The sequence below is a fragment of the Amycolatopsis sp. NPDC028719 genome (assembly GCF_055565395.1).
On the sequence record NZ_JBVHUL010000010.1, the window covers coordinates 347,649 to 365,872 of the forward strand.

Consider the following 18,224-nt stretch of genomic DNA (forward strand, 5'->3'; position numbering starts at 1 on the left):
CCCGCAGGTCAACGAAGGTGTGTCACCGGTAATTCGTGAACTGCAGCGCGATCTCGAAGTCCTTGCCCTTCAGCAACGCGATCACGTCCTGCAGCTGGTCCTTCTTCTTGCCCGACACCCGCAGCTGGTCGCCCTGGATCTGGGCCTGCACGCCCTTCGGGCCCTCGTCGCGGATGAACTTCGCGATCTGCTTCGCCTTGTCCGATGCGATGCCCTGGATGATCTTGCCCGAAACCTTGTAGATCTTGCCCGACAGGGCCGGCTCGTCGGCTTCGAAGGCCTTCAGGGAGATGCTGCGCTTGATCAGCTTCTCCTTGAACACCTCGACCGCGGCCAGCGCGCGCTCCTCCGTCTCGGACTCGATCACGATCGCCTCCTCGCCGGACCAGTTGATCGTCGTGCCGGTGCCGCGGAAGTCGAAGCGCGTGCCGAGCTCCTTGCTTGCCTGGTTCAGCGCGTTGTCCACCTCCTGGCGGTCGACCTTGCTCACGACGTCGAAAGAGGGATCCGCCACGTGTCCTCACACCTCGTACTCGCTTGTCAGGGGCCACCCAGCCTAGTCCCCACCGGAGGAGGGGCATCCCGGTTGACCCCCGCTCGAACCTGTTGGGTAAGCTTCTACCCGGTCGGCGCGTCCGGCCCCAGGCGGGTTACCCGAGTGGCCAAAGGGGACTGGCTGTAAACCAGTTGGCTTACGCCTACGGGGGTTCGAATCCCTCACCCGCCACATCAAGACCCCGTAACCTCGATCAGGTTGCGGGGTCTTTGTGTTCGGCAATCAGCCCGTGCAATTCCTTCACGGAGCCACGGTGTCTTGCACGGCCGCGGTCCCCGTAAGTGGGTTCGAAATCGAATTCGCGGGCCTCGCAGCTGACCTTTCCGCGTTGCCGGCCGGACTGCGCGATCTTTAGCCGCTCGGACAAGGTGAAGGCCCCCATTCGCGGGAGAATGGGGGCCTTCGGTGGCGGCGTTCGGGGTTACGCCGCCTGGGGAACCGGCGTCGAAGCCGGGGTCAAAGCGAGCTCCAGGACCTCGCGGACGTTCGCCACCGCGTGGACGTCCAGCTGGGACAGCACCTCGGCCGGGACGTCGTCCAGGTCCGGCTCGTTGCGCTGCGGGATGATCACCGTCTTCATCCCCGCCCGGTGGGCCGCCAGCAGCTTCTGCTTCACGCCGCCGATCGGGAGGACGCGGCCCGTGAGGGACACCTCGCCCGTCATCGCGACGTCCGGCCGGACCACGCGGCCCGAGAGCAGCGAGGCCAGCGCCGTCGTCATCGTGACGCCCGCCGACGGCCCGTCCTTCGGGACCGCGCCCGCCGGGACGTGGACGTGGATGCCGCGCTCGCGCAGGTCACCCACCGGCAGCTCCAGCTCCGCGCCGTGCGACCGCAGGTAGGACAGCGCGATCTGGACGGACTCCTTCATCACGTCGCCGAGCTGGCCGGTCAGCTGGAGCCCGGACGCGCCGGACTCCTGGTCCGCCAGCGACGCCTCGATGTAGAGGACGTCACCGCCGGCGCCGGTGACCGCCAAGCCGGTGGCCACACCCGGGGTCGCGGTCCGCTGGGTCGACGCGGGCAGCGACGACTCCGGGATGTGCCGCGGGCGGCCCAGGTAATCGGGAAGATCCGCGGCGTCCACGGTCAGCGGCAGCGAAACCTCGTCGAGGGCCACCTTGGTCGCGATCTTGCGCAGGACCTTCGCGATCGTGCGGTTCGCGTCGCGGACGCCCGCCTCGCGGGTGTACTCGGCGGCGATCCGGCTGAACGCGGCGTCGGTCAGGCTGACGTCGGCCGTGCCCAGGCCGGCGCGTTCCAGCTCGCGGGGGAGCAGGTGGTCGCGGGCGATGGTGACCTTCTCGTGCTCGGTGTAGCCGTCCAGCGTGACGAGCTCCATGCGGTCCAGCAGCGGGCCGGGGATGGTCTCGAGCGCGTTCGCCGTCGCCAGGAACACGACGTCGGACAGGTCGAGCTCGACCTCGAGGTAGTGGTCGCGGAACGTGTGGTTCTGCTCCGGGTCCAGCACTTCGAGCAGCGCCGCGGTCGGGTCGCCGCGGTAGTCGGCGCCGACCTTGTCGATCTCGTCGAGCAGCACGACCGGGTTCATCGAGCCGGCTTCCTTGATGGCGCGGACGATCCGGCCGGGCAGCGCGCCGACGTAGGTGCGGCGGTGGCCGCGGATCTCCGCCTCGTCGCGGATGCCGCCCAGCGCCACGCGGACGAACTTGCGGCCCATGGCCTTCGCGACGGACTCACCCAGCGACGTCTTGCCGACCCCGGGAGGGCCCGCGAGGGCGAGCACCGCGCCGGAACGCCGACCGTTGATTGGGCCGAGACCCGATTCCGCTGTGTTGAATGGCGCCTCGGCGGTAAAGAGTGCCTCGGCGCGGCGCTTCCGCACGGCCAAGTACTCGATGATGCGTTCCTTGACGTCGTCGAGGCCCGCGTGGTCGGCATCCAAAACCGCTCGCGCGGCGGCGATGTCGTAGCTGTCCTCGGTGCGCTCGTTCCAGGGCAGCTCCAGGACGGTGTCCAGCCAGGTGCGGATCCAGCCGCCCTCGGGGGACTGCTCGGACGTACGGTCCAGCTTGTCCACCTCGGCCAGCGCGGCCTTCTTCACGGCGTCGGGCAGTTCGGCGCCTTCGACGCGGGCGCGGTAGTCGTCGTCCTGCGCGGTGCCGTCGAGCTCCCCGAGCTCCTTGCGGATGGCCTCGAGCTGGCGGCGCAGCAGGAACTCCTTCTGCTGCTTCTCCATGCCCTCGGCGACGTCCTTGCGGATCGTGTCGGTCACCTCGAGCTCGGCGAGGTGCTCCTTGCTCCACTCGAGCGCCTTCTCCAGGCGTGCGCTGACGTCGAGCGTGGTCAGCAGCTCGAGCTTCTGCTCGGTGTCGAGGTACGGCGCGTTGCCGGACAGGTCGGCGATCGCGGATCCGTCCTCGACCTGCTGGACGGCGTCGATCAGCTGCCAGCCGCCGCGCTGCTGGAGGATCGAGATGACGACGGCCTTGTACTCGGCCGCGAGCTGCGCGGTCCGGTCGTTCGTGGTCTCGGGGGCGTCCTCGGCGTGCACCCAGCGGGCGGCGCCGGGGCCGTCGGCCATCCGGCCGACGAGCGCGCGGGCGGTGCCGCGCAGCAGGACGGCCGCCTTGCCACCGGGCACGCGGCCGATGCGCTCGACCGTGGCGACGGTGCCGAACTCGGCGTACTCGCCGTGGACGCGCGGCACGATCAGGACTTCGGCCTTGGTGGCGCCGGTCGACCGGATGCCGGGGAACGAAGCCTGGCTGGGGGTGTTGGACTGGGCGGACTCCACCGCGGCCCGCGTCTCGCTGTCGGTGAGGTCGAGCGGGACGACCATGCCCGGCAGCACGACGTCGTCATCGAGCGGGAGCACGGGCAGGAGGCGGGTGTCGGACATGTGCACTCCTCGTGTAGTTGAGTCTGCCTAGCTCAACTCTCCGATGGGTGTGTTTGTTTCCGAGAGTGCGTTCGCCCACAGCGAAGGAAGAAAGTCCAGGTCAGAGGCTTGGTCGGCGCGCGACGGCGCACCAGGCGAACGGCCGCGTCTCGAGATCGATGACGTTCGGAGGCTCCTCGGGACGCCAGTCCGGCAACGATGTCATCCCCGGCGGAAGCAGCGGCCAGCCGCCGAACCAGGGGAGCAGCTCCTCGGCCGAGCGCAGCCACGCCGGGTTCGACGTGTCGCGGTAGGCGTCGATGAACCGCTTCACCTCCGCGGCGCGCTCGGGCGGCGCGTCGTCGCGGCACGTCCCGTGCGTCAGCGCCAGCCAGCTGCCCGGCGCGAGCTTCGAGCGGTACGTCGCCATCAGGCCCTCGGGATCGTCGGACGGCCCGACGAAGTGCATCACCGTGATCATCAGCAGGCACACCGGCCGCGACCAGTCGATCAGCTCCTGCACGACGTCGTCGGCGAAGATCTCCTCCGGCCGCCGGATGTCCCGCTCGACCAGGCCCGCCCAGCCCGTCGCGCCTTCCTTCTCCAGGATCAGCCGCGAATGCGCGGCCGCGACCGGCTCGTAGTCGACGTAGACGACCGACGCGCGTTCACCCTCGGGAAGCAGGTCCCGGACGATCTCGTGCACGTTCCCCGCGGTCGGCACACCGGAGCCCAGGTCGACGAACTGGCGGACACCGACGTCCATCGCGGCCGAGACCACGCGGTTCATGAACGCCCGGTTCTGCCGCGAGATCGGCCGGATCAGCGGCCACACCTTCTCCACGCGCCGGCCGAACTCGCGGTCGACCGCCCAGTGGTGGTTCCCGCCGAGGTACCAGTCGTACACCCGGGCCGCGGACGGCTTGTCGGTGTCGACCCCGGCCGGGGCGATCGGCGCTGTGTTCTCGGGGGTCATCCGCCGGGCTTCTCCGCGATGCCGCACCACGCGTACGGGCGGGCTTCCGCTTCCAGCGCGTTGAGCTTCCGGTCCGGCCGCCAGTCCGGCAGGTGCACGATGCCCGGTTCGAGCAGCGGCCAGTCGCCGAACAGCGGCTCGATCTCCTCGCGGTCGCGCAGCCACACCGGGTTGCTGGTCTTGCGGTACTGCTCGACGAACCAGCGCAGCCCCGCGAGCGACTCGCCGGTCCCGTCGCCCTCGCTCATCTGCGAGATCGCCAGCCAGCTCCCGGGTGCGAGCTTGTCCCGGTAGGCCTTGAGGAGGCCGATGGGGTCGTCGTCCGGCCCGACGAAGTGCAGCACCGCCATCATCATCAGGCAGACGGGCTTCGAGAAGTCGATGAGCCGCTGCGTCTCTTCGGCGCGCAGCACGGCCTTCGCGTCCCGCATGTCGGCCTGGACGATGCCCGCCCAGTCCGTCGCCGCCTCCTCTTCGAGGATCAGCGTCGCGTGCGCGACCGCGACCGGCTCGTAGTCGACGTACACGACCGTCGCGTCGTGGTCCTCGGGCAGCTCGGCCTCGACGACCTCGTGCACGTTCCCGGCCGTCGGGACGCCGGAGCCGAGGTCGACGAACTGCCGGATCCCGGCCCGCAGCGCCGCCCGCACCGCGCGGTTCATGAACTCGCGGTTCTGCTTCGACCCGGGACGCACCAGCGGCCACTGCTGTTCCATGCGCCGGCCGAACTCGCGGTCCACGGCCCAGTTCTGCGTGCCGCCCAGGTACCAGTCGTAGATCCGGGCCGCGGACGGCTTCTCGGTGTCGACGCCTTCGGGTGCTCTCGGCGCGGAATCCCGCTGATCGGTCACTTCCGGCTCCCCTCACTGCTCCGGGAACCACCCTATAAGGACGGGCGACCTGGGGTAATCCGCCAGTGGTTCACCGAACGGCCGGGCGACGCTGCCAGTACGTCCACAGCGGGCGGTACCCCTGCGCGTACCAGAACGGTGTCGACAGCGGGTTCGCCGCCGCGTGGTGCAGGAGGACGACGTCCGCGCCCTCTTCGTCGAGGACGTGGTGGGCGTGGGTGGCCAGCGCCGTACCGACACCGGACGACCGCGCCTCCTTCGCGACGGCCAGCGACGACAGGTAGCCGACGCGGCCCGCCGCGACCCGGTCGCTGATCCAGCCGGTCTCGCCGGGGTGCTGGACGTTCACCATGCCGAGCGGACGCCCGTACAGCTCGGCGATCCAGAGCGGCGGTTCCGGGCGGTTCAGCTGTTCGGCCAGGTCCTTGGCCATGATGTCCTCGACGCCGTGGCGCAGGTTGACCGTGCCGTACTGCGCGTCGAAGGAGTGCAGCTCGAGCCCCAGCGAGACGACGGTTTCGAGGTCGCCGGGCTCGGCGCGGCGGATCTTGACGCCGGGCGTGCCACGCGGGCCCGGCGGGTCCGTCCGGTCGGCCGGGCGGACCGCGATCACCCGCAGCGGCGCGAACCCGTGGTGCAGCATTTCCCGCGTGCCGGCGGCGTCCCGGCTGGCGCGCGGGACGATCGCGGCGGTCTCGGTGTCGCCACGCTCGGCGACCGCACGCAAATGTTCATCCCATCGGGTGAGGAGGGCGTCGAGGGCCGCCGCGGGCTGCGGGCCGGCGAGCTGGAGGTCGAGCCGGTGCTCGGTCAGCGCCCGCCACGGCGCGTTGGGGGCGTCCTGGTCGACCTGGATGCGCGAGGCGAGGCCGGACGCGGCCGAGCCGGCGGTCGCCACCTCCAGCACCACGGCGCCTTCGGCCGCCTCGAAGGGAAGAGAACCGGGGAGCAGGGGATCCACCGCCGCGAGCCGTGCCGCGTGTTCGGTGGCAATCACGTCGCTGTGCATGGGCACATTGAAGCGCGACTCGGACTGGCGTGCGTACGGAGCCACCCCTGCTTCGTGCACCCCACGTCCGGGGGTCCGGGTGGCGAAGCCCCCGGCTCGGGGCGGAGCCCCGGTTGTCGCAGAGTTTCACCCCTTGGTCCACGCAGGTCAGCGCCATCGAGGCATTGTTAACCCTGGGGTGATCTCCTACTGTCTCGAAAGGGACGCGGGTACGCCCTACGGGGTACGGTATGGCCCTTGTCCACACCCGAAGTCACGGATCAGTGCCGGTGGACAAGCCGGGAGGGAAGGTCGGATGCCGGACACGAACGCCCACGGCGACGCCGTCGCACAGGCGCAGCCCGGGCCGGGAGCCGCTTCCGGGACACCGCCCGTATCCGCCGAAGCCCGCACCGACGAGCGCCGGTTCCGCGCGTACACCTTCGCCGTCCTGAGCATCGGGCTCGTCGCCGCGTTCGCCGTCGGGTCCTGGCTGCCGTTCCACTGGGACAGCCGGCTGCTGTGGATCGGCCCGGTGCTCGCGGTCGCGTTCCTGCTCGCCGAGCAGCTCGGCATCAACGTCGACGTCCGCAGCGGCATCTCGTGGACCATCTCCTTCACCGAGATCCCGCTCGTCATCGGGTTCTTCGTCGCGCCGTTCGAAGTCGTGCTGGCCGCGCACCTGGTCGCCGGCATCGGCACGCTGCTCGCGCGCAAGGTCGCCGGCCGCGTCCTCTACAACGCGGGCGCGTTCCTGCTCGAGATCACCGGCGCCTTCGCGGTCGCCGGGCTCGTCAAGTACGCCGTCGGCGCCGGGGTCGGCGACAAGATCCCGTGGGTCGCCGCGCTGGCCGGCACGCTCACCGCGCCGCTGGTGAGCACGCTGCTCGCGCTGGCCGCGGTCCGCGTCCTGCGGCGCCGGATGCGGGTCAGCACCGCGGTCCGGCTGACCGCGCGGATCCTGGTCGTCGGGTTCGTCAACGCGTCGGTCGGCCTGTCCGGCTACCTCGTCATCTCCAACACGCCCAAGGCGTGGCCGCTGGTGCTCGCCGTGTTCCTCGGCCTGACCGCGCTGTACTGGGCCTACTCCGACCTGCTGCGCGAGCAGCGGGACATGGAGGCGCTCTCCGACGTCAGCCTGATGGTGGCCCGCTCGGGCCAGCAGGCGGCGGCGCGCCCGGCCAGCCGCGCGGACGAGCTCGTCGGCGGGGTCGACGTCCGCGAGTGGGCCACGATCGCCGAGCGCATCAAGGACCAGCTCGCCGCGGGCCGCGTCGTGCTGAGGCTGCGGCTCGAACCGAAGGACACCATGCGCGTCGTCGTCGCCGGCGACGACCTGCCGCCCGCCGACCCGGCCGCCGACGACCCGCTGCTGCGCCTGCCCGGCGCGCACGTCCGGCACTTCCGGATCACCGAGGCCAACCCCGACGTCCGCGCGGCGCTGCTCGACCGCGGCGCGCAGGAGGCGCTCGTCGTCCCGCTGCGCAGCGCGAACCAGCTGCTCGGCGTCGTCGAGGCGCACGACCGGCTGTCTCGCTGGCGCGGCTTCGGCAAGTACGACGTCCAGCTGCTCGGCACGATGGCCAGCCATCTCGCGACGTCGCTGGACAACCGGCGGCTGCTCGCGACCCTGCGCCACGACGCCTACCACGACCCGCTCACCGGGCACCTCAACCGGCCGGGCTTCCGGCAGGTGGCGAAGGAACCGTTGCGGGACTTCGCGAACGCGGTGGTGCTGCGGATCGACCTCGACGTCTTTTCGACGGTCAGCGACGCGCTGGGCTACGCCTGGGCCGACCGGATGGTGATCGCCGCCGGCCGCCGCATCCGCGACGCGCTCGGCCCCGACGTCCCGCTCGCCCGCCTCGAAGGCGCGTCGTTCGCAGCGCTGCTCGTCGGCTGCCCGCCCGAAGACGCCCACGCGGCGGCGGAACGGCTGCGCGAAGAGCTTTCCGCGCCGTACCCGGTGGACCGGCTTTCGGTCGAGGCCAACGCGATGATCGGCTACGCGACGACGACCGCCGAGGAACCGGGCGACGTCGTCGACATCGAGGGTCTGCTCCAGCGCGCCGACGTGGCCGTTCGCGCCACCAAGGGCGGCGAAGAGGTCCGCGGGTACGTGCCGAGCATGGGCCAGATCTTCCTGCGCCGCTTCCAGATGGTCACGCAGTTCCGGCAGTCCCTCGAAGACGGCCAGGTCAGCGTCCACTACCAGCCGAAGATCACCCTGCCGAACCGGCAGGTGGCGGGCGTCGAGGCACTGGTCCGCTGGGTGCACCCGGAGTTCGGCAGGCTCGGCCCGGACGAGTTCGTCCCGGCCATCGAGGCGGCGGGCCTGATCGGCGTGCTGACGTCGTTCGTGCTCGGCGAGGCGCTGAAGCGCTGCCGCAAGTGGCTGGACGAGGGCCTGCGGATCTCGGTGGCGGTCAACCTGTCGGTGCGCAACCTCGCCGACGAGGACTTCCCGAACAAGGTGGCCCGCGAGCTGGAGCGCGTCGGTATCCCGCCGGAGCTGCTGACGTTCGAGCTGACCGAGTCCGGCGTGATGTCGGACCCGCAGAAGGCACTGCCGATCCTGCGCGAGCTGCACTCGCTGGGCATCACCCTCGCCGTGGACGACTTCGGCACGGGGTACTCGTCGCTGGCCTACCTGCGGCAGCTGCCGGTCGACCAGGTCAAGATCGACAAGAGCTTCGTCCTCGGCATGGGCACCGACCTCGGCGACCTCGCGGTGGTGCGGTCGATCGTCGAGCTGGGGCATTCCCTGGGGCTGACGGTGGTCGCCGAGGGCGTCGAGGAGGACGTGGCGCGCGACCAGCTCGAGGCGATGGGCTGTGACGTCGCCCAGGGCTACCTGATCTCGCGGCCGCTGCCGGAGGACCGCCTGGAGGCGTGGCTGCAGGCCCGCACGGCGCGCTCGCCGGGACGCCACTCCGAGACCGTGCTGACCCTGCTGACCTGAGGTTTTGCTCTTTGAGGACCCCGGTTGCACGGCCGGGTGACGGGGGTTGGTAATCTTTCGAAGTCCTCGCGAGAGGCCAGGCCCCTTTAGCTCAGTCGGCAGAGCGTCTCCATGGTAAGGAGAAGGTCTACGGTTCGATTCCGTAAAGGGGCTCACGACCTCAGCCGCGTCACGCCTGCGTGTCGCGGCTTGGGTCATGTAAGGGCGGTGTAGCTCAGTTGGCAGAGCAAGCGGCTCATAATCGCTGTGTCGCCGGTTCAAGTCCGGCCACCGCTACGCGGTAACGACTGGGGCTGGCCCCCGGGACCTGAGAGAGAAGGAAACGCTGTGGCTGCCACCGACGTGCGACCCAAGATCACGCTGGCGTGCGAAGAGTGCAAGCACCGCAACTACATCACCAAGAAGAACCGGCGCAACAACCCGGATCGCCTGGAGATGAAGAAGTTCTGCCCGAACTGCGGTACGCACCGGACGCACAAGGAAACCCGCTGACGTAGCGCGTTCTCATCAGCTTCGAAGAGCCGCCCTGGACCACCAGGGCGGCTCTTTGCTGTTGGTAGCCTCTCCCGGTGCCCTTGGACGAGTCGTTCACCGGGCGGGTGTACCCGCCGCAGACCAGCTACGAAGTGAGCCGGGAGAAGATCCGGGAGTTCGCCGACGCGATCGGCGACCAGAACCCGCTCTACCGCGACCCGGAGGCGGCCCGCGCGGCCGGCTACCCGGACGTGATCGCGCCCCCGACGTTCCTCACGATCATCAACCTGGCATCGATCAACTCGATCGTGTCCGACCCCGAGCTGGGCCTCGACTACTCCCGCATGGTCCACGGCGACCAGCAGTTCACGTACAGCCGCCCGGCCCACGCGGGCGACGAACTGCTGCTGACGACGCACATCGACCGCATCATGGCCCGGGCGGGCAACGACTTCATCAACTTGCGCGCCGAGATCACCGACGCCGACGGCGCGCACATCGCCACCACGAAGGCCCAGCTCGTGGTGCGGGGGGAGGACGCGTGAACACCGGAGACGAACTCCCCGCCCTCGAGGTCCGCATCACCCGCGACCAGCTGGTCCGCTACGCGGGCGCGGCACTGGACTTCAACCCGATCCACTGGAACGAGCAGTTCGCCAAGGAGGTCGGCCTCCCCGACGTGATCGCGCACGGCATGCTCACGATGGCGGTGGCGGGCCGAGTGGTGACGGACTGGCTGGGCGACCCGGGCCGCCTGATCGACTTCAGCGCCCGCTTCACCCGCCCGGTGGTGGTCCCCAACACACCGGAGGGCGCCCTGGTGGAGATCACCGGCAAGGTCGCCAACGTGAACGACGAAGGCACGGCGCGCATCGACCTGGTGGTCAAGTTCGACGGCAAGACGGTCCTGGGCAAGCCCCAGGCGCTTGTGCGCGTCTGAACGCAGGACGGCATCGAAAGCGGGGCACCGCGGACCCAGCCCGCCCCCCCGCACCCCGATCCGAAGCCAGAACACGGCCGACGCCACCGGGTCAAGGCATCTTTCCCGCCTTGACGCGGTGACGTCGGCCGTAGTCACGATCAAGCTTCGGGGTGCCGGCAGCAAGCACGATCGACACCACGTCTAGAACAGCTTCAGAACCCCCAGCACGGCATCAGCCATCCCCTGCTCCCCCCGAGCATTGGGATGCAGCGGAGTGGAGTGCAGGCCGGCAACAACACCCTCCACCCACCGAGTCTCCGAACCAGTGCAAACGTCATGCCCCTTCCCGGGCGTAGCGGTATCGGCATACCCCGCCGAATGAGCATCCGCCTGGTCCTCGAGCATCTTGTTCAGCTTCCCCAAAGCCCCGCGAAAGTAAGCAACATCCCCCGCGCCAAGCGGAAGCACCGGCCAGCACCCATCCCCATCAGGCAGCACGGACGGATACCCGACAACGACGACCTTCGCCTTCGGAGCCTGCTTGTGGATCCGATCCAGCACGGCCCCCACCTTCGGAGCGGTGGCGTCGATCCGTTCAGCCAGCTGATCACGCCCGCCGGCGGTCAGCCGGTCCTTGCACGGCGACGAGGACCGGTGCGCAGTCGCACAGGACGACGCGAGCGACAGGAACCCGACGTCATTGCCCCCGATCCCGAGGGTCACCAACGTCGTCTTCGCGGTCACCGCGTCCAGCTGCGGCGGATTGGAACCGTTCCCCGTCTTCTGCGCCGCGGTCAAATTGGCGGTCGTCGCGCCGCTGCAGCTGACGTCGTCGAACTCGGCCGGTTTCAGGTCCGCGGAGACGAGCCGGGGGTAGTTGTCGTCGGACCGGTCGCAGCCGGGCGGGGTCCCGACGTTCTTCCCGGTGCGCGGCGAGGCCGTGTAGGAGTCACCCAGCGCGACGTAGCGGCCGGTGCCGTCCCCGGTGGCGGCGCCGGCGGGCGGTGCGGACGACGAGCCGTGGTCCCACTTGTAGTACCCGAACGCCAGGAGCCCGACCACGAGCACCACGACGAGGCAGCCGCCCCCGCTGTTCTTCGCCACCCTTCGTTTGTACCGAAAGTAGGCCCTTGATTACTGCGGCGATCCGGGTGATTGGGGAAAACTCCAGGATCGCTACCGGGAGTTGACGAGCTCGGCCGCGAGCTCCAGGGCGTGGTCGACGTCCTTGGCGACGTAGTGCAGGTCGACCAGCACCTCCGTGATGCCCTCTTCGCGGGCCACGTCCAGGCACGGCGCCACGTCAGCGACCGTTTCGACCCCGGTGCCCGCGCGCGGGTTGATCCGCAGCACGCGCCGCAGGGCGCCGGGGTCGCGCCCGGCCTTCTCCGCCGCCTCGAGCGCCACCGACCAGAGGCCGTTCAGGTACTGCTTCGGCATCCAGCCGGCCAGCCAGCCGTCGGCCCGCCGCCCGATGCGGGCCAGCGCCGGCGGGGAGAACCCGCCGAGCAGCACCGGCGGCCGCGGGTCCTGCGCCGGGCGGAGGCCGACCGTCGACGGCGCGATCCGCCACTGCGGGCCCTCGTGCGCCACCGGGTCGCCGGTCCAGATCGCTTCGAGCGCGTCGAGCACCGCGTCGAGCCGCTTGCCGCGGTGCTCCCACGGCACCCCGGTCGCGAAGTACTCCTCGCGCAGCCAGCCGAGCCCGAGGCCGACGTCCAGCCGGCCGCCGCTGGCGAGGTCGAGCGAGGTCAGGGCCCGGGCGAGCAGCACCGGGGAATAGACCGGGCCGGTCAGCGCGCTCATCCCGAGGCGGGCCGTGCGGGTCACGGCGGCCGCGGTCGCGAGCGTCGTGAACGGGTCCGCGAACGTCTCGAACTCGCGGGGGTACGGGTGCTCCGGCGTTCCGCCGCCCGGGTACAGGTCGGACGGCTCGCGCGGCGTCAGGATCCGGTCGCCGACCCACAGCGAGCCGAAGCCGAGGTCCTCCGCGGCGGTCGCGAAGCGCGCGACGGCGGCGGGGTCGGCGAGGGCGCCGTACTGGGGCAGCGCCAGGCCGAGCCGAGTCCCGCTCGCCGGTGAGCGGGACTCCGGGTTGCTCGTCATGGCGGACATCCTGGCATGATCAGGTGGTCGGCGGGGAGTTTTCCGCTGGCCGGCCGGGGTGCGGCGGTCGATCGGGGGGCGCGGTTGCGGGCTCTCGTGAGGCTTGCCGTAGACTTCGGGACTTGGAACGCACTACGGTCATCCCCGCCTGGATGGTGGGGATGATGGAATGCGTCCTCCGGGGCTCCGAGCGATCGGGGCTCCACAGGGGTGTAGCTCAATTGGCAGAGCAGCGGTCTCCAAAACCGCAGGTTGCAGGTTCAAGTCCTGTCACCCCTGCGTAACGGAACTGGTGGAGCAGAGGAGTGGTCGTGAGCGACAGCGACGCCAGCGGCGGCGAGCAGGAGCAGGACGGCACCGGGCGGAAGCCCGACAGCCCGTCCCGTCCCGTCACAGCCGCTGCCAGGCGTGAGCGCCGTGCGACCGCTCGCCCGGCGGGCAAGTCCGCGGCACGTGCGGACGACAAGTCCCGGCCAGCCGGGAAGTCGGGGGAGAAGGCCGCCCCCGACGCGAAGGGCGCTCCGACTCCCAAGCGGGACCAGAAGCCGAAGAAGGCGTCGGTGTTCGCGCGGCTGGTGCGCTTCATCCGCGAGGTGTGGGCGGAGCTGCGCAAGGTCATCTGGCCGAACCGCAAGCAGATGGTCACCTACACCGCCGTCGTGCTGGCCTTCGTGGTGTTCATGGTGGCCCTCGTCAGCGTGCTCGATCTGGCATTCAAGTGGGGCATCGGCAAGATCTTCGGCTGACGCGCCTCGGCGCGCGCCGATTGGGGCTCAGGTCCCGGCCTGACCCCGGCAATGATCAACTGAGAGGACGGAACGTGACCTCCGACAACGGCACATCAGCCGGTCACGACCTGACCGAGCTTTCCGACGAGCAGGTGCACGCGGCACTCGGTGACGAGGAATCCGCGCACCTCGAGCCCGTCGAGGTGTCCGACGAGGTCGACGAAGCCGCTTCCGACGAAGATGGCGCCGAGGACAGCACCGACGATGTGGCCGAGGCCGCGTCCGACGAAGCCGAGCCCGAAGCGGACGACGAGGACCCGGTCGCCAAGCTGCGCGCCGAGCTGGTCGCCGCGCCCGGCGAGTGGTACGTCGTGCACTCCTACGCCGGGTACGAGAACAAGGTGAAGACCAACCTCGAGACCCGGACCACGACCCTGGACGTCGAGGACTACATCTTCCAGATCGAGGTCCCGACCGAAGAGGTCACCGAGATCAAGAACGGCCAGCGCAAGCAGGTGCAGCGCAAGGTGCTGCCCGGCTACATCCTGGTCCGGATGGACCTGAACGACGCCTCGTGGAGCGCGGTGCGCAACACGCCGGGCGTGACCGGGTTCGTCGGCGCCACCTCGCGGCCGTCGCCGCTGACCGTGGACGAGGTGCTGAAGTTCCTCGCCCCGAAGGTCGAGAACGAAGCCCCGGCGAAGGGCGGCAAGGGCGAGTCCACCGCGACCGCGGCCCCGCTCGGCGGCCCGGCCGTCGAGGTCGACTTCGAAATCGGCGAGTCGGTCACGGTCATGGACGGCCCGTTCGCCACGCTGCCGGCGACGATCTCCGAGGTCAACGTCGACGGGCAGAAGCTGAAGGTCCTGGTGTCGATCTTCGGCCGGGAGACCCCGGTCGAGCTGTCGTTCAACCAGGTCTCCAAGATCTGACGGCCGCCCGTTCGGCCGCAGTCCCCGCGTCCACGGCAGGTACGCGGGGAACGTAGTACAGGACAGGAAAAGAAATGCCACCCAAGAAGAAGAAGCTTGCGGCGATCATCAAGCTGCAGATCAAGGCGGGTGCGGCCAACCCCGCGCCGCCGGTCGGCCCGGCTCTGGGTCAGCACGGCGTCAACATCATGGAGTTCTGCAAGGCCTACAACGCCGCGACCGAGTCGCAGCGTGGGGACGTCGTCCCGGTCGAGATCTCCGTGTACGAGGACCGGTCGTTCGACTTCAAGCTGAAGACGCCGCCGGCCGCGCGCCTGCTGCTCAAGGCCGCTGGTGTCGAGAAGGGCTCCGGCGAGCCGCACAAGACCAAGGTCGCCAAGGTCACCTGGGACCAGGTCCGCGAGATCGCCAAGACCAAGGAGACCGACCTCAACGCGCACGACATCGACCAGGCGGCGAAGATCATCGCCGGCACTGCTCGGTCGATGGGCATCACGGTCGTCGACGCCTGACGTCTGCAGCACCAGAAGTACGTGGGAGAGCCAGTGCTGGCTCCGACCACACTGATCCACTGAATTGAGGACAGAAGCATGACCAAGCACAGCAAGGCTTACCGCCAGGCTGCGGAGCTCATCGACAAGGAGCGCCTCTACGCGCCGCTCGATGCCGCGAAGCTGGCGAAGGAGACCTCCAAGACCAAGATGGACGCGACCGTCGAGGTCGCGATGCGTCTCGGTGTGGACCCCCGCAAGGCCGACCAGATGGTCCGCGGCACCGTGAACCTGCCGCACGGCACCGGTAAGACCGCCCGCGTCATCGTCTTCGCCGTCGGCGACAAGGCCGCCGAGGCCGAAGCCGCCGGCGCGGACGCGGTCGGCACCGACGAACTGATCGAGCGCATCCAGGGTGGCTGGCTCGACTTCGACGCCGCGATCGCGACGCCGGACCAGATGGCCAAGGTGGGCCGCATCGCCCGCATCCTCGGCCCGCGTGGCCTGATGCCGAACCCGAAGACCGGCACGGTGACCCCCGCGGTCGAGAAGGCCGTGAAGGACATCAAGGGCGGCAAGATCAACTTCCGCGTCGACAAGCAGGCCAACCTGCACCTGGTGATCGGCAAGGCTTCCTTCGACACGGAGAAGCTGGTCGAGAACTACGCCGCCGCGCTGGACGAGATCCTCCGCGCCAAGCCGTCCTCGGCGAAGGGCCGCTACCTCAAGAAGGTCACCTTCACCACGACGATGGGCCCGGGCATCCCGGTCGACCCGCTGCGCACCCGCAACCTCCTTTCCGAGGACGCGAACGCCTGAGTCGGACATCACCAGAAAGGGCGTCCCCGCTTGCTGCGGGGGCGCCCTTTCTTCGTGTCTCATGGGAGTCATGCCGACTTTCGCGTCGTTCGACGGGCTCCGGTTGAACTACACCGTGTGGGAGGGCGCCGCCGCCCACCACCCGGTGCTGCTCCAACACGGCTTCGCGGCCGACACGAACGCGAACTGGATCTCGACCGGCGTGGTCGCGGCGCTGCGCGCAGCCGGCCTGACGGTGATCTCGCTGGACGCCCGCGGCCACGGCCGTTCGGAGAAGCCCCACGACGAGTGCCGCTACACGGGCGACAGCATGGCCCGGGACATTTCGGCCCTGCTCGACGAGCTGCGCCTGGACGAGGTCTCCCTGGTCGGCTATTCGATGGGCGCGATCATCGCCCTGGCGGCCACGGCGACGGACAAGCGCATCCGCTGCCTGGCCACGGGCGGCGTGGGTTCGGGCATCGTCGACTTCGGCGGCGTCGATCTGCGGGTGGTGAAGCCGTCGGAGATCGCCGCGGCCTTGCTGGCCGAGGACCCGTCGACGGTCCCGCCGTCCGGGGTGCCGTTCAGGTTGCTGGCCGACGCGACCGGCGGCGACCGCCAGGCACTGGCGGCGGTGGCGCTGGCCTCCCAGGAGGGCCACCTCGACCTGTCGTCGATCGGCGTGCCGACGCTGGTCCTGGCGGGAGATCAGGACCTGCTGGCGGCCGAGCCGGAGCGCCTGGCGGCAGCCATCGCGGGGGCGCGGTTGGTGCGCATCCCGGGCGACCACATGACAGCGGTGATGTCACCGTCGTTCTCGGAGGCGCTGGTGACCTTCTTGACGGCTCCGCAGCCCCGCTGAGTCAGCTGGTCGGCGGTGCCGCCGGACACGGCGTCGATTCGTTCGTGTGCGCGACGATCAGCCACTGGCTCTTCTCGACCTTCTGCACGGTGAACGCGCCGAGCGCGGGGCCGCCCTTGATCCCGAACCGGCACGAGCTGATCGTGAACCGGTCACCCGGGAGCGGCTCCGACACGTACGACGGCATCGACTCGGCGTAGTCGTTCTTGCTGGTGACCTTGCGGTTCAGCTCGTGCACCGCGACCTGGCAGTCGGCGTACCCGAGGTCCTGGGCGAACTTCTGCTGGATCGGCTCGTCCATCCGCCCGCAGGCCTGCGGGACCAGGTTCTGCGCGACGGCGTCGTAGACCTCGCGCACGGCCTCGTACGGGCTGGTCGAGAGGATGTGGTTGGTCTGGTACTTCCCGCCGCCCTCCTGTGCCAGCTGAGCCGACGTCTTGCCGGCGTCGTTCGGGAAGAAGTGGTTGTACAGCCAGGTACCCGCCAAGCCGAGGATCACGATCGCCAGCGCCCACGCGATCACCTTCTTGCCCAGCCAGCTGAGCCACTTCGGCGCCCGGCGGCGCTCGGTCGGGACCAGCTGGTAACCCGGGGGAACGACCGGCGGCTGGCCCGCGCCGGAGTTCTGCGTGGCCGGTTGGGACGGCGGAGCCTGGACCATCCCGGCGTCCGGTGGGGGAGCCGGCTGGTTGCCCTGCTGGGACTGTGTGAACTTCAAGTAGTCCTGGAACTGCTGGAACTGCCTGAACTGCTCCAGCTGCGCCGGATCCACCGGCGGCTGTGCAGCGGGCGGGTTCGAGCCCGCCGGTTCGATGTCCGAGCCCGGCTTTCCGTCATCGCGCTGCTCCGCCACGTGACCATGATGCCCTCCCGGGCTCACCGCGGAACCCCCAGCTGCCCTAAACGCAGGTCAGGACGGGGGCCCGGGGAAGCCTCGAGAACCAGCCGGGTATAGTTGTCCTCGTTCTACCGAAGACCGCTGGTTTTCCCCGCCTCAACGGGGAACGAAGGTCCCGCACTCGCCGGGCGGCCCGCGCAGGAGGAACGAGGCCCCGGCATGTGTGCCGGGATGACGCCCCGCGCCTGCTTGCGCGAGGGCGTTTCGTCGTTTCGGGGGCCCCTCGGTGCCAGTGGAAACACTAGCCAAGAGAGGAGGCGACCATGGCGAAGCCCGACAAGGTGGCGGCCGTCGCCGAGATCGCGGAGAGCTTCCGCACCAGCTCGGCCACCGTCGTTACCCAGTACACCGGCCTCTCCGTGTCCCAGCTGTCCCAGCTGCGCCGCGCTCTCGGCACCAGTGCCAAGTACCGGGTCGCGAAGAACACCCTCGTCAAGCGCGCCGCCGAAGACGCGGGCGTCACGGGGCTCGAGGACCTGTTCGTCGGCGCGACCGCCATCGCCTTCGTCGAGGGTGAGGCTGTCGACGCCGCCAAGGCGCTTCGCGACTTCGCGAAGGACAACAACGCGCTTGTGATCAAGGGCGGCTACATGGACGGCAAAGCGCTGTCCGTGGACGAGATCAACCGGATCGCCGATCTCGACAGCCGTGAGGTCCTGCTCGCCAAGGCGGCGGGCGCGTTCAAGGCGAAGCTGTCCCAGGCCGCCGCGCTGTTCCAGGCGCCGGCGTCCCAGGTCGCCCGCCTGGCTGCCGCGCTGGAGGAGAAGCAGCGCAACGCCACCGGTACCGAAGCAGCCGAAGCACCCGCCGAGAGCTGAACACCCCCCACCCCGAA

General features: G+C 69.8%; 18 protein-coding genes and 4 tRNA genes. 14 read left to right on the forward strand and 8 right to left on the reverse strand.

The annotated features are described in order from the left end of the window. Nucleotides 1–22 precede the first annotated feature (22 nt). Nucleotides 23–514, reverse strand: coding sequence for a YajQ family cyclic di-GMP-binding protein (locus tag ACZ4TR_RS38215; protein WP_465293043.1), 492 nt, complete (start codon nucleotides 512–514; stop codon nucleotides 23–25). A gap of 130 nt (nucleotides 515–644) precedes the next feature. Between ACZ4TR_RS38215 and ACZ4TR_RS38220 the strand changes: the two genes are divergently transcribed. After that, a tRNA-Tyr gene (locus tag ACZ4TR_RS38220) sits at nucleotides 645–727 on the forward strand. A 250-nt stretch (nucleotides 728–977) separates the two neighbouring features. Here the strand turns inward: ACZ4TR_RS38220 and lon are convergent. From lon to ACZ4TR_RS38240, 4 genes are all read right to left on the reverse strand, one after another. Next, a complete protein-coding gene (lon, locus tag ACZ4TR_RS38225; protein ID WP_465293045.1) occupies nucleotides 978–3,419 on the reverse strand; it encodes an endopeptidase La in 2,442 nt (813 codons plus the stop codon). A 100-nt stretch (nucleotides 3,420–3,519) separates the two neighbouring features. Then, entirely contained in the window at nucleotides 3,520–4,374 is an 855-nt protein-coding gene (locus ACZ4TR_RS38230) for an SAM-dependent methyltransferase (protein ID WP_465293046.1), read from the reverse strand. After that, the gene (locus ACZ4TR_RS38235) at nucleotides 4,371–5,225 is read right to left on the reverse strand and encodes an SAM-dependent methyltransferase (protein WP_465293047.1); all 855 of its coding nucleotides are present in this window, start codon (nucleotides 5,223–5,225) and stop codon (nucleotides 4,371–4,373) included. Before ACZ4TR_RS38235 ends, ACZ4TR_RS38230 begins: the two co-directional genes overlap by 4 nt. Before the next feature lie 70 nt (nucleotides 5,226–5,295). Then, the gene (locus tag ACZ4TR_RS38240; RefSeq protein ID WP_465293048.1) at nucleotides 5,296–6,234 is read right to left on the reverse strand and encodes a GNAT family N-acetyltransferase; all 939 of its coding nucleotides are present in this window, start codon (nucleotides 6,232–6,234) and stop codon (nucleotides 5,296–5,298) included. 295 nt (nucleotides 6,235–6,529) lie between these two features. Here ACZ4TR_RS38240 and ACZ4TR_RS38245 point away from each other — a divergent pair, with 295 nt between their 5' ends. From ACZ4TR_RS38245 to ACZ4TR_RS38270, 6 genes are all read left to right on the forward strand, one after another. Beyond that, nucleotides 6,530–9,175 (forward strand): putative bifunctional diguanylate cyclase/phosphodiesterase, encoded by a 2,646-nt coding sequence (locus ACZ4TR_RS38245; protein WP_465293049.1) that lies wholly within the window; start codon nucleotides 6,530–6,532, stop codon nucleotides 9,173–9,175. Nucleotides 9,176–9,255: 80 nt separating this feature from the next. Continuing rightward, nucleotides 9,256–9,328, forward strand: a tRNA-Thr gene (locus tag ACZ4TR_RS38250). A 50-nt stretch (nucleotides 9,329–9,378) separates the two neighbouring features. Continuing rightward, a tRNA-Met gene (locus tag ACZ4TR_RS38255) sits at nucleotides 9,379–9,451 on the forward strand. A 51-nt stretch (nucleotides 9,452–9,502) separates the two neighbouring features. After that, the gene (rpmG, locus tag ACZ4TR_RS38260) at nucleotides 9,503–9,667 is read left to right on the forward strand and encodes a 50S ribosomal protein L33 (protein ID WP_005152047.1); all 165 of its coding nucleotides are present in this window, start codon (nucleotides 9,503–9,505) and stop codon (nucleotides 9,665–9,667) included. Nucleotides 9,668–9,744: 77 nt separating this feature from the next. Beyond that, the gene (locus ACZ4TR_RS38265; protein ID WP_465293051.1) at nucleotides 9,745–10,194 is read left to right on the forward strand and encodes a MaoC family dehydratase N-terminal domain-containing protein; all 450 of its coding nucleotides are present in this window, start codon (nucleotides 9,745–9,747) and stop codon (nucleotides 10,192–10,194) included. Next, complete coding sequence (locus ACZ4TR_RS38270; protein ID WP_465293052.1) at nucleotides 10,191–10,589, forward strand: MaoC family dehydratase; 399 nt, start codon at nucleotides 10,191–10,193, stop codon at nucleotides 10,587–10,589. Before ACZ4TR_RS38265 ends, ACZ4TR_RS38270 begins: the two co-directional genes overlap by 4 nt. Before the next feature lie 183 nt (nucleotides 10,590–10,772). Here the strand turns inward: ACZ4TR_RS38270 and ACZ4TR_RS38275 are convergent, their stop codons facing one another. Both ACZ4TR_RS38275 and ACZ4TR_RS38280 read right to left on the reverse strand, forming a co-directional pair. After that, a complete protein-coding gene (locus tag ACZ4TR_RS38275; RefSeq protein ID WP_465293054.1) occupies nucleotides 10,773–11,675 on the reverse strand; it encodes an SGNH/GDSL hydrolase family protein in 903 nt (300 codons plus the stop codon). 72 nt (nucleotides 11,676–11,747) lie between these two features. Beyond that, complete coding sequence (locus ACZ4TR_RS38280) at nucleotides 11,748–12,677, reverse strand: TIGR03619 family F420-dependent LLM class oxidoreductase (protein ID WP_465293056.1); 930 nt, start codon at nucleotides 12,675–12,677, stop codon at nucleotides 11,748–11,750. A 206-nt stretch (nucleotides 12,678–12,883) separates the two neighbouring features. Here ACZ4TR_RS38280 and ACZ4TR_RS38285 point away from each other — a divergent pair. The 6 genes from ACZ4TR_RS38285 (at nucleotide 12,884) to ACZ4TR_RS38310 (ending at nucleotide 16,491) form a co-directional block, all read left to right on the forward strand. Next, nucleotides 12,884–12,956, forward strand: a tRNA-Trp gene (locus ACZ4TR_RS38285). 26 nt (nucleotides 12,957–12,982) lie between these two features. Next, nucleotides 12,983–13,423: a preprotein translocase subunit SecE gene (gene secE, locus ACZ4TR_RS38290; RefSeq protein WP_465293058.1), complete on the forward strand. Its 441-nt coding sequence runs from the start codon at nucleotides 12,983–12,985 to the stop codon at nucleotides 13,421–13,423. A 74-nt stretch (nucleotides 13,424–13,497) separates the two neighbouring features. Next, nucleotides 13,498–14,337 carry a transcription termination/antitermination protein NusG gene (nusG, locus tag ACZ4TR_RS38295; RefSeq protein ID WP_364514380.1) on the forward strand — a complete coding sequence of 280 codons (840 nt, stop codon included), beginning with the start codon at nucleotides 13,498–13,500 and terminating at the stop codon, nucleotides 14,335–14,337. 74 nt (nucleotides 14,338–14,411) lie between these two features. Beyond that, nucleotides 14,412–14,849: a 50S ribosomal protein L11 gene (rplK, locus tag ACZ4TR_RS38300; protein WP_003079266.1), complete on the forward strand. Its 438-nt coding sequence runs from the start codon at nucleotides 14,412–14,414 to the stop codon at nucleotides 14,847–14,849. A gap of 78 nt (nucleotides 14,850–14,927) precedes the next feature. Further along, the gene (gene rplA, locus ACZ4TR_RS38305; protein WP_364514383.1) at nucleotides 14,928–15,647 is read left to right on the forward strand and encodes a 50S ribosomal protein L1; all 720 of its coding nucleotides are present in this window, start codon (nucleotides 14,928–14,930) and stop codon (nucleotides 15,645–15,647) included. Nucleotides 15,648–15,717: 70 nt separating this feature from the next. Beyond that, nucleotides 15,718–16,491, forward strand: a complete 774-nt coding sequence (locus ACZ4TR_RS38310; protein ID WP_364514385.1) for an alpha/beta fold hydrolase — start codon at nucleotides 15,718–15,720, stop codon at nucleotides 16,489–16,491. Nucleotide 16,492: 1 nt separating this feature from the next. Here the strand turns inward: ACZ4TR_RS38310 and ACZ4TR_RS38315 are convergent, their stop codons facing one another. Next, the gene (locus ACZ4TR_RS38315; protein WP_465293060.1) at nucleotides 16,493–17,344 is read right to left on the reverse strand and encodes a hypothetical protein; all 852 of its coding nucleotides are present in this window, start codon (nucleotides 17,342–17,344) and stop codon (nucleotides 16,493–16,495) included. Nucleotides 17,345–17,652: 308 nt separating this feature from the next. Here ACZ4TR_RS38315 and rplJ point away from each other — a divergent pair, with 308 nt between their 5' ends. Continuing rightward, nucleotides 17,653–18,207 carry a 50S ribosomal protein L10 gene (gene rplJ / locus ACZ4TR_RS38320; protein WP_257921889.1) on the forward strand — a complete coding sequence of 185 codons (555 nt, stop codon included), beginning with the start codon at nucleotides 17,653–17,655 and terminating at the stop codon, nucleotides 18,205–18,207. Nucleotides 18,208–18,224: the final 17 nt, after the last annotated feature.

Excerpts from the sequence above, each read along its gene's own strand:
- ACZ4TR_RS38280 (WP_465293056.1), bottom strand. The coding sequence starts at position 12,677 with ATGACGAGCAACCCGGAGTCCCGCTCACCGGCGAGCGGGACTCGGCTC.
- rplK (WP_003079266.1), top strand. The coding sequence starts at position 14,412 with ATGCCACCCAAGAAGAAGAAGCTTGCGGCGATCATCAAGCTGCAGATC.
- ACZ4TR_RS38245 (WP_465293049.1), top strand. The coding sequence starts at position 6,530 with ATGCCGGACACGAACGCCCACGGCGACGCCGTCGCACAGGCGCAGCCC.
- ACZ4TR_RS38240 (WP_465293048.1), bottom strand. The coding sequence starts at position 6,234 with ATGCACAGCGACGTGATTGCCACCGAACACGCGGCACGGCTCGCGGCG.
- ACZ4TR_RS38310 (WP_364514385.1), top strand. The coding sequence starts at position 15,718 with ATGCCGACTTTCGCGTCGTTCGACGGGCTCCGGTTGAACTACACCGTG.
- lon (WP_465293045.1), bottom strand. The coding sequence starts at position 3,419 with ATGTCCGACACCCGCCTCCTGCCCGTGCTCCCGCTCGATGACGACGTC.
- rplJ (WP_257921889.1), top strand. The coding sequence starts at position 17,653 with ATGGCGAAGCCCGACAAGGTGGCGGCCGTCGCCGAGATCGCGGAGAGC.
- rplA (WP_364514383.1), top strand. The coding sequence starts at position 14,928 with ATGACCAAGCACAGCAAGGCTTACCGCCAGGCTGCGGAGCTCATCGAC.
- ACZ4TR_RS38230 (WP_465293046.1), bottom strand. The coding sequence starts at position 4,374 with ATGACCCCCGAGAACACAGCGCCGATCGCCCCGGCCGGGGTCGACACC.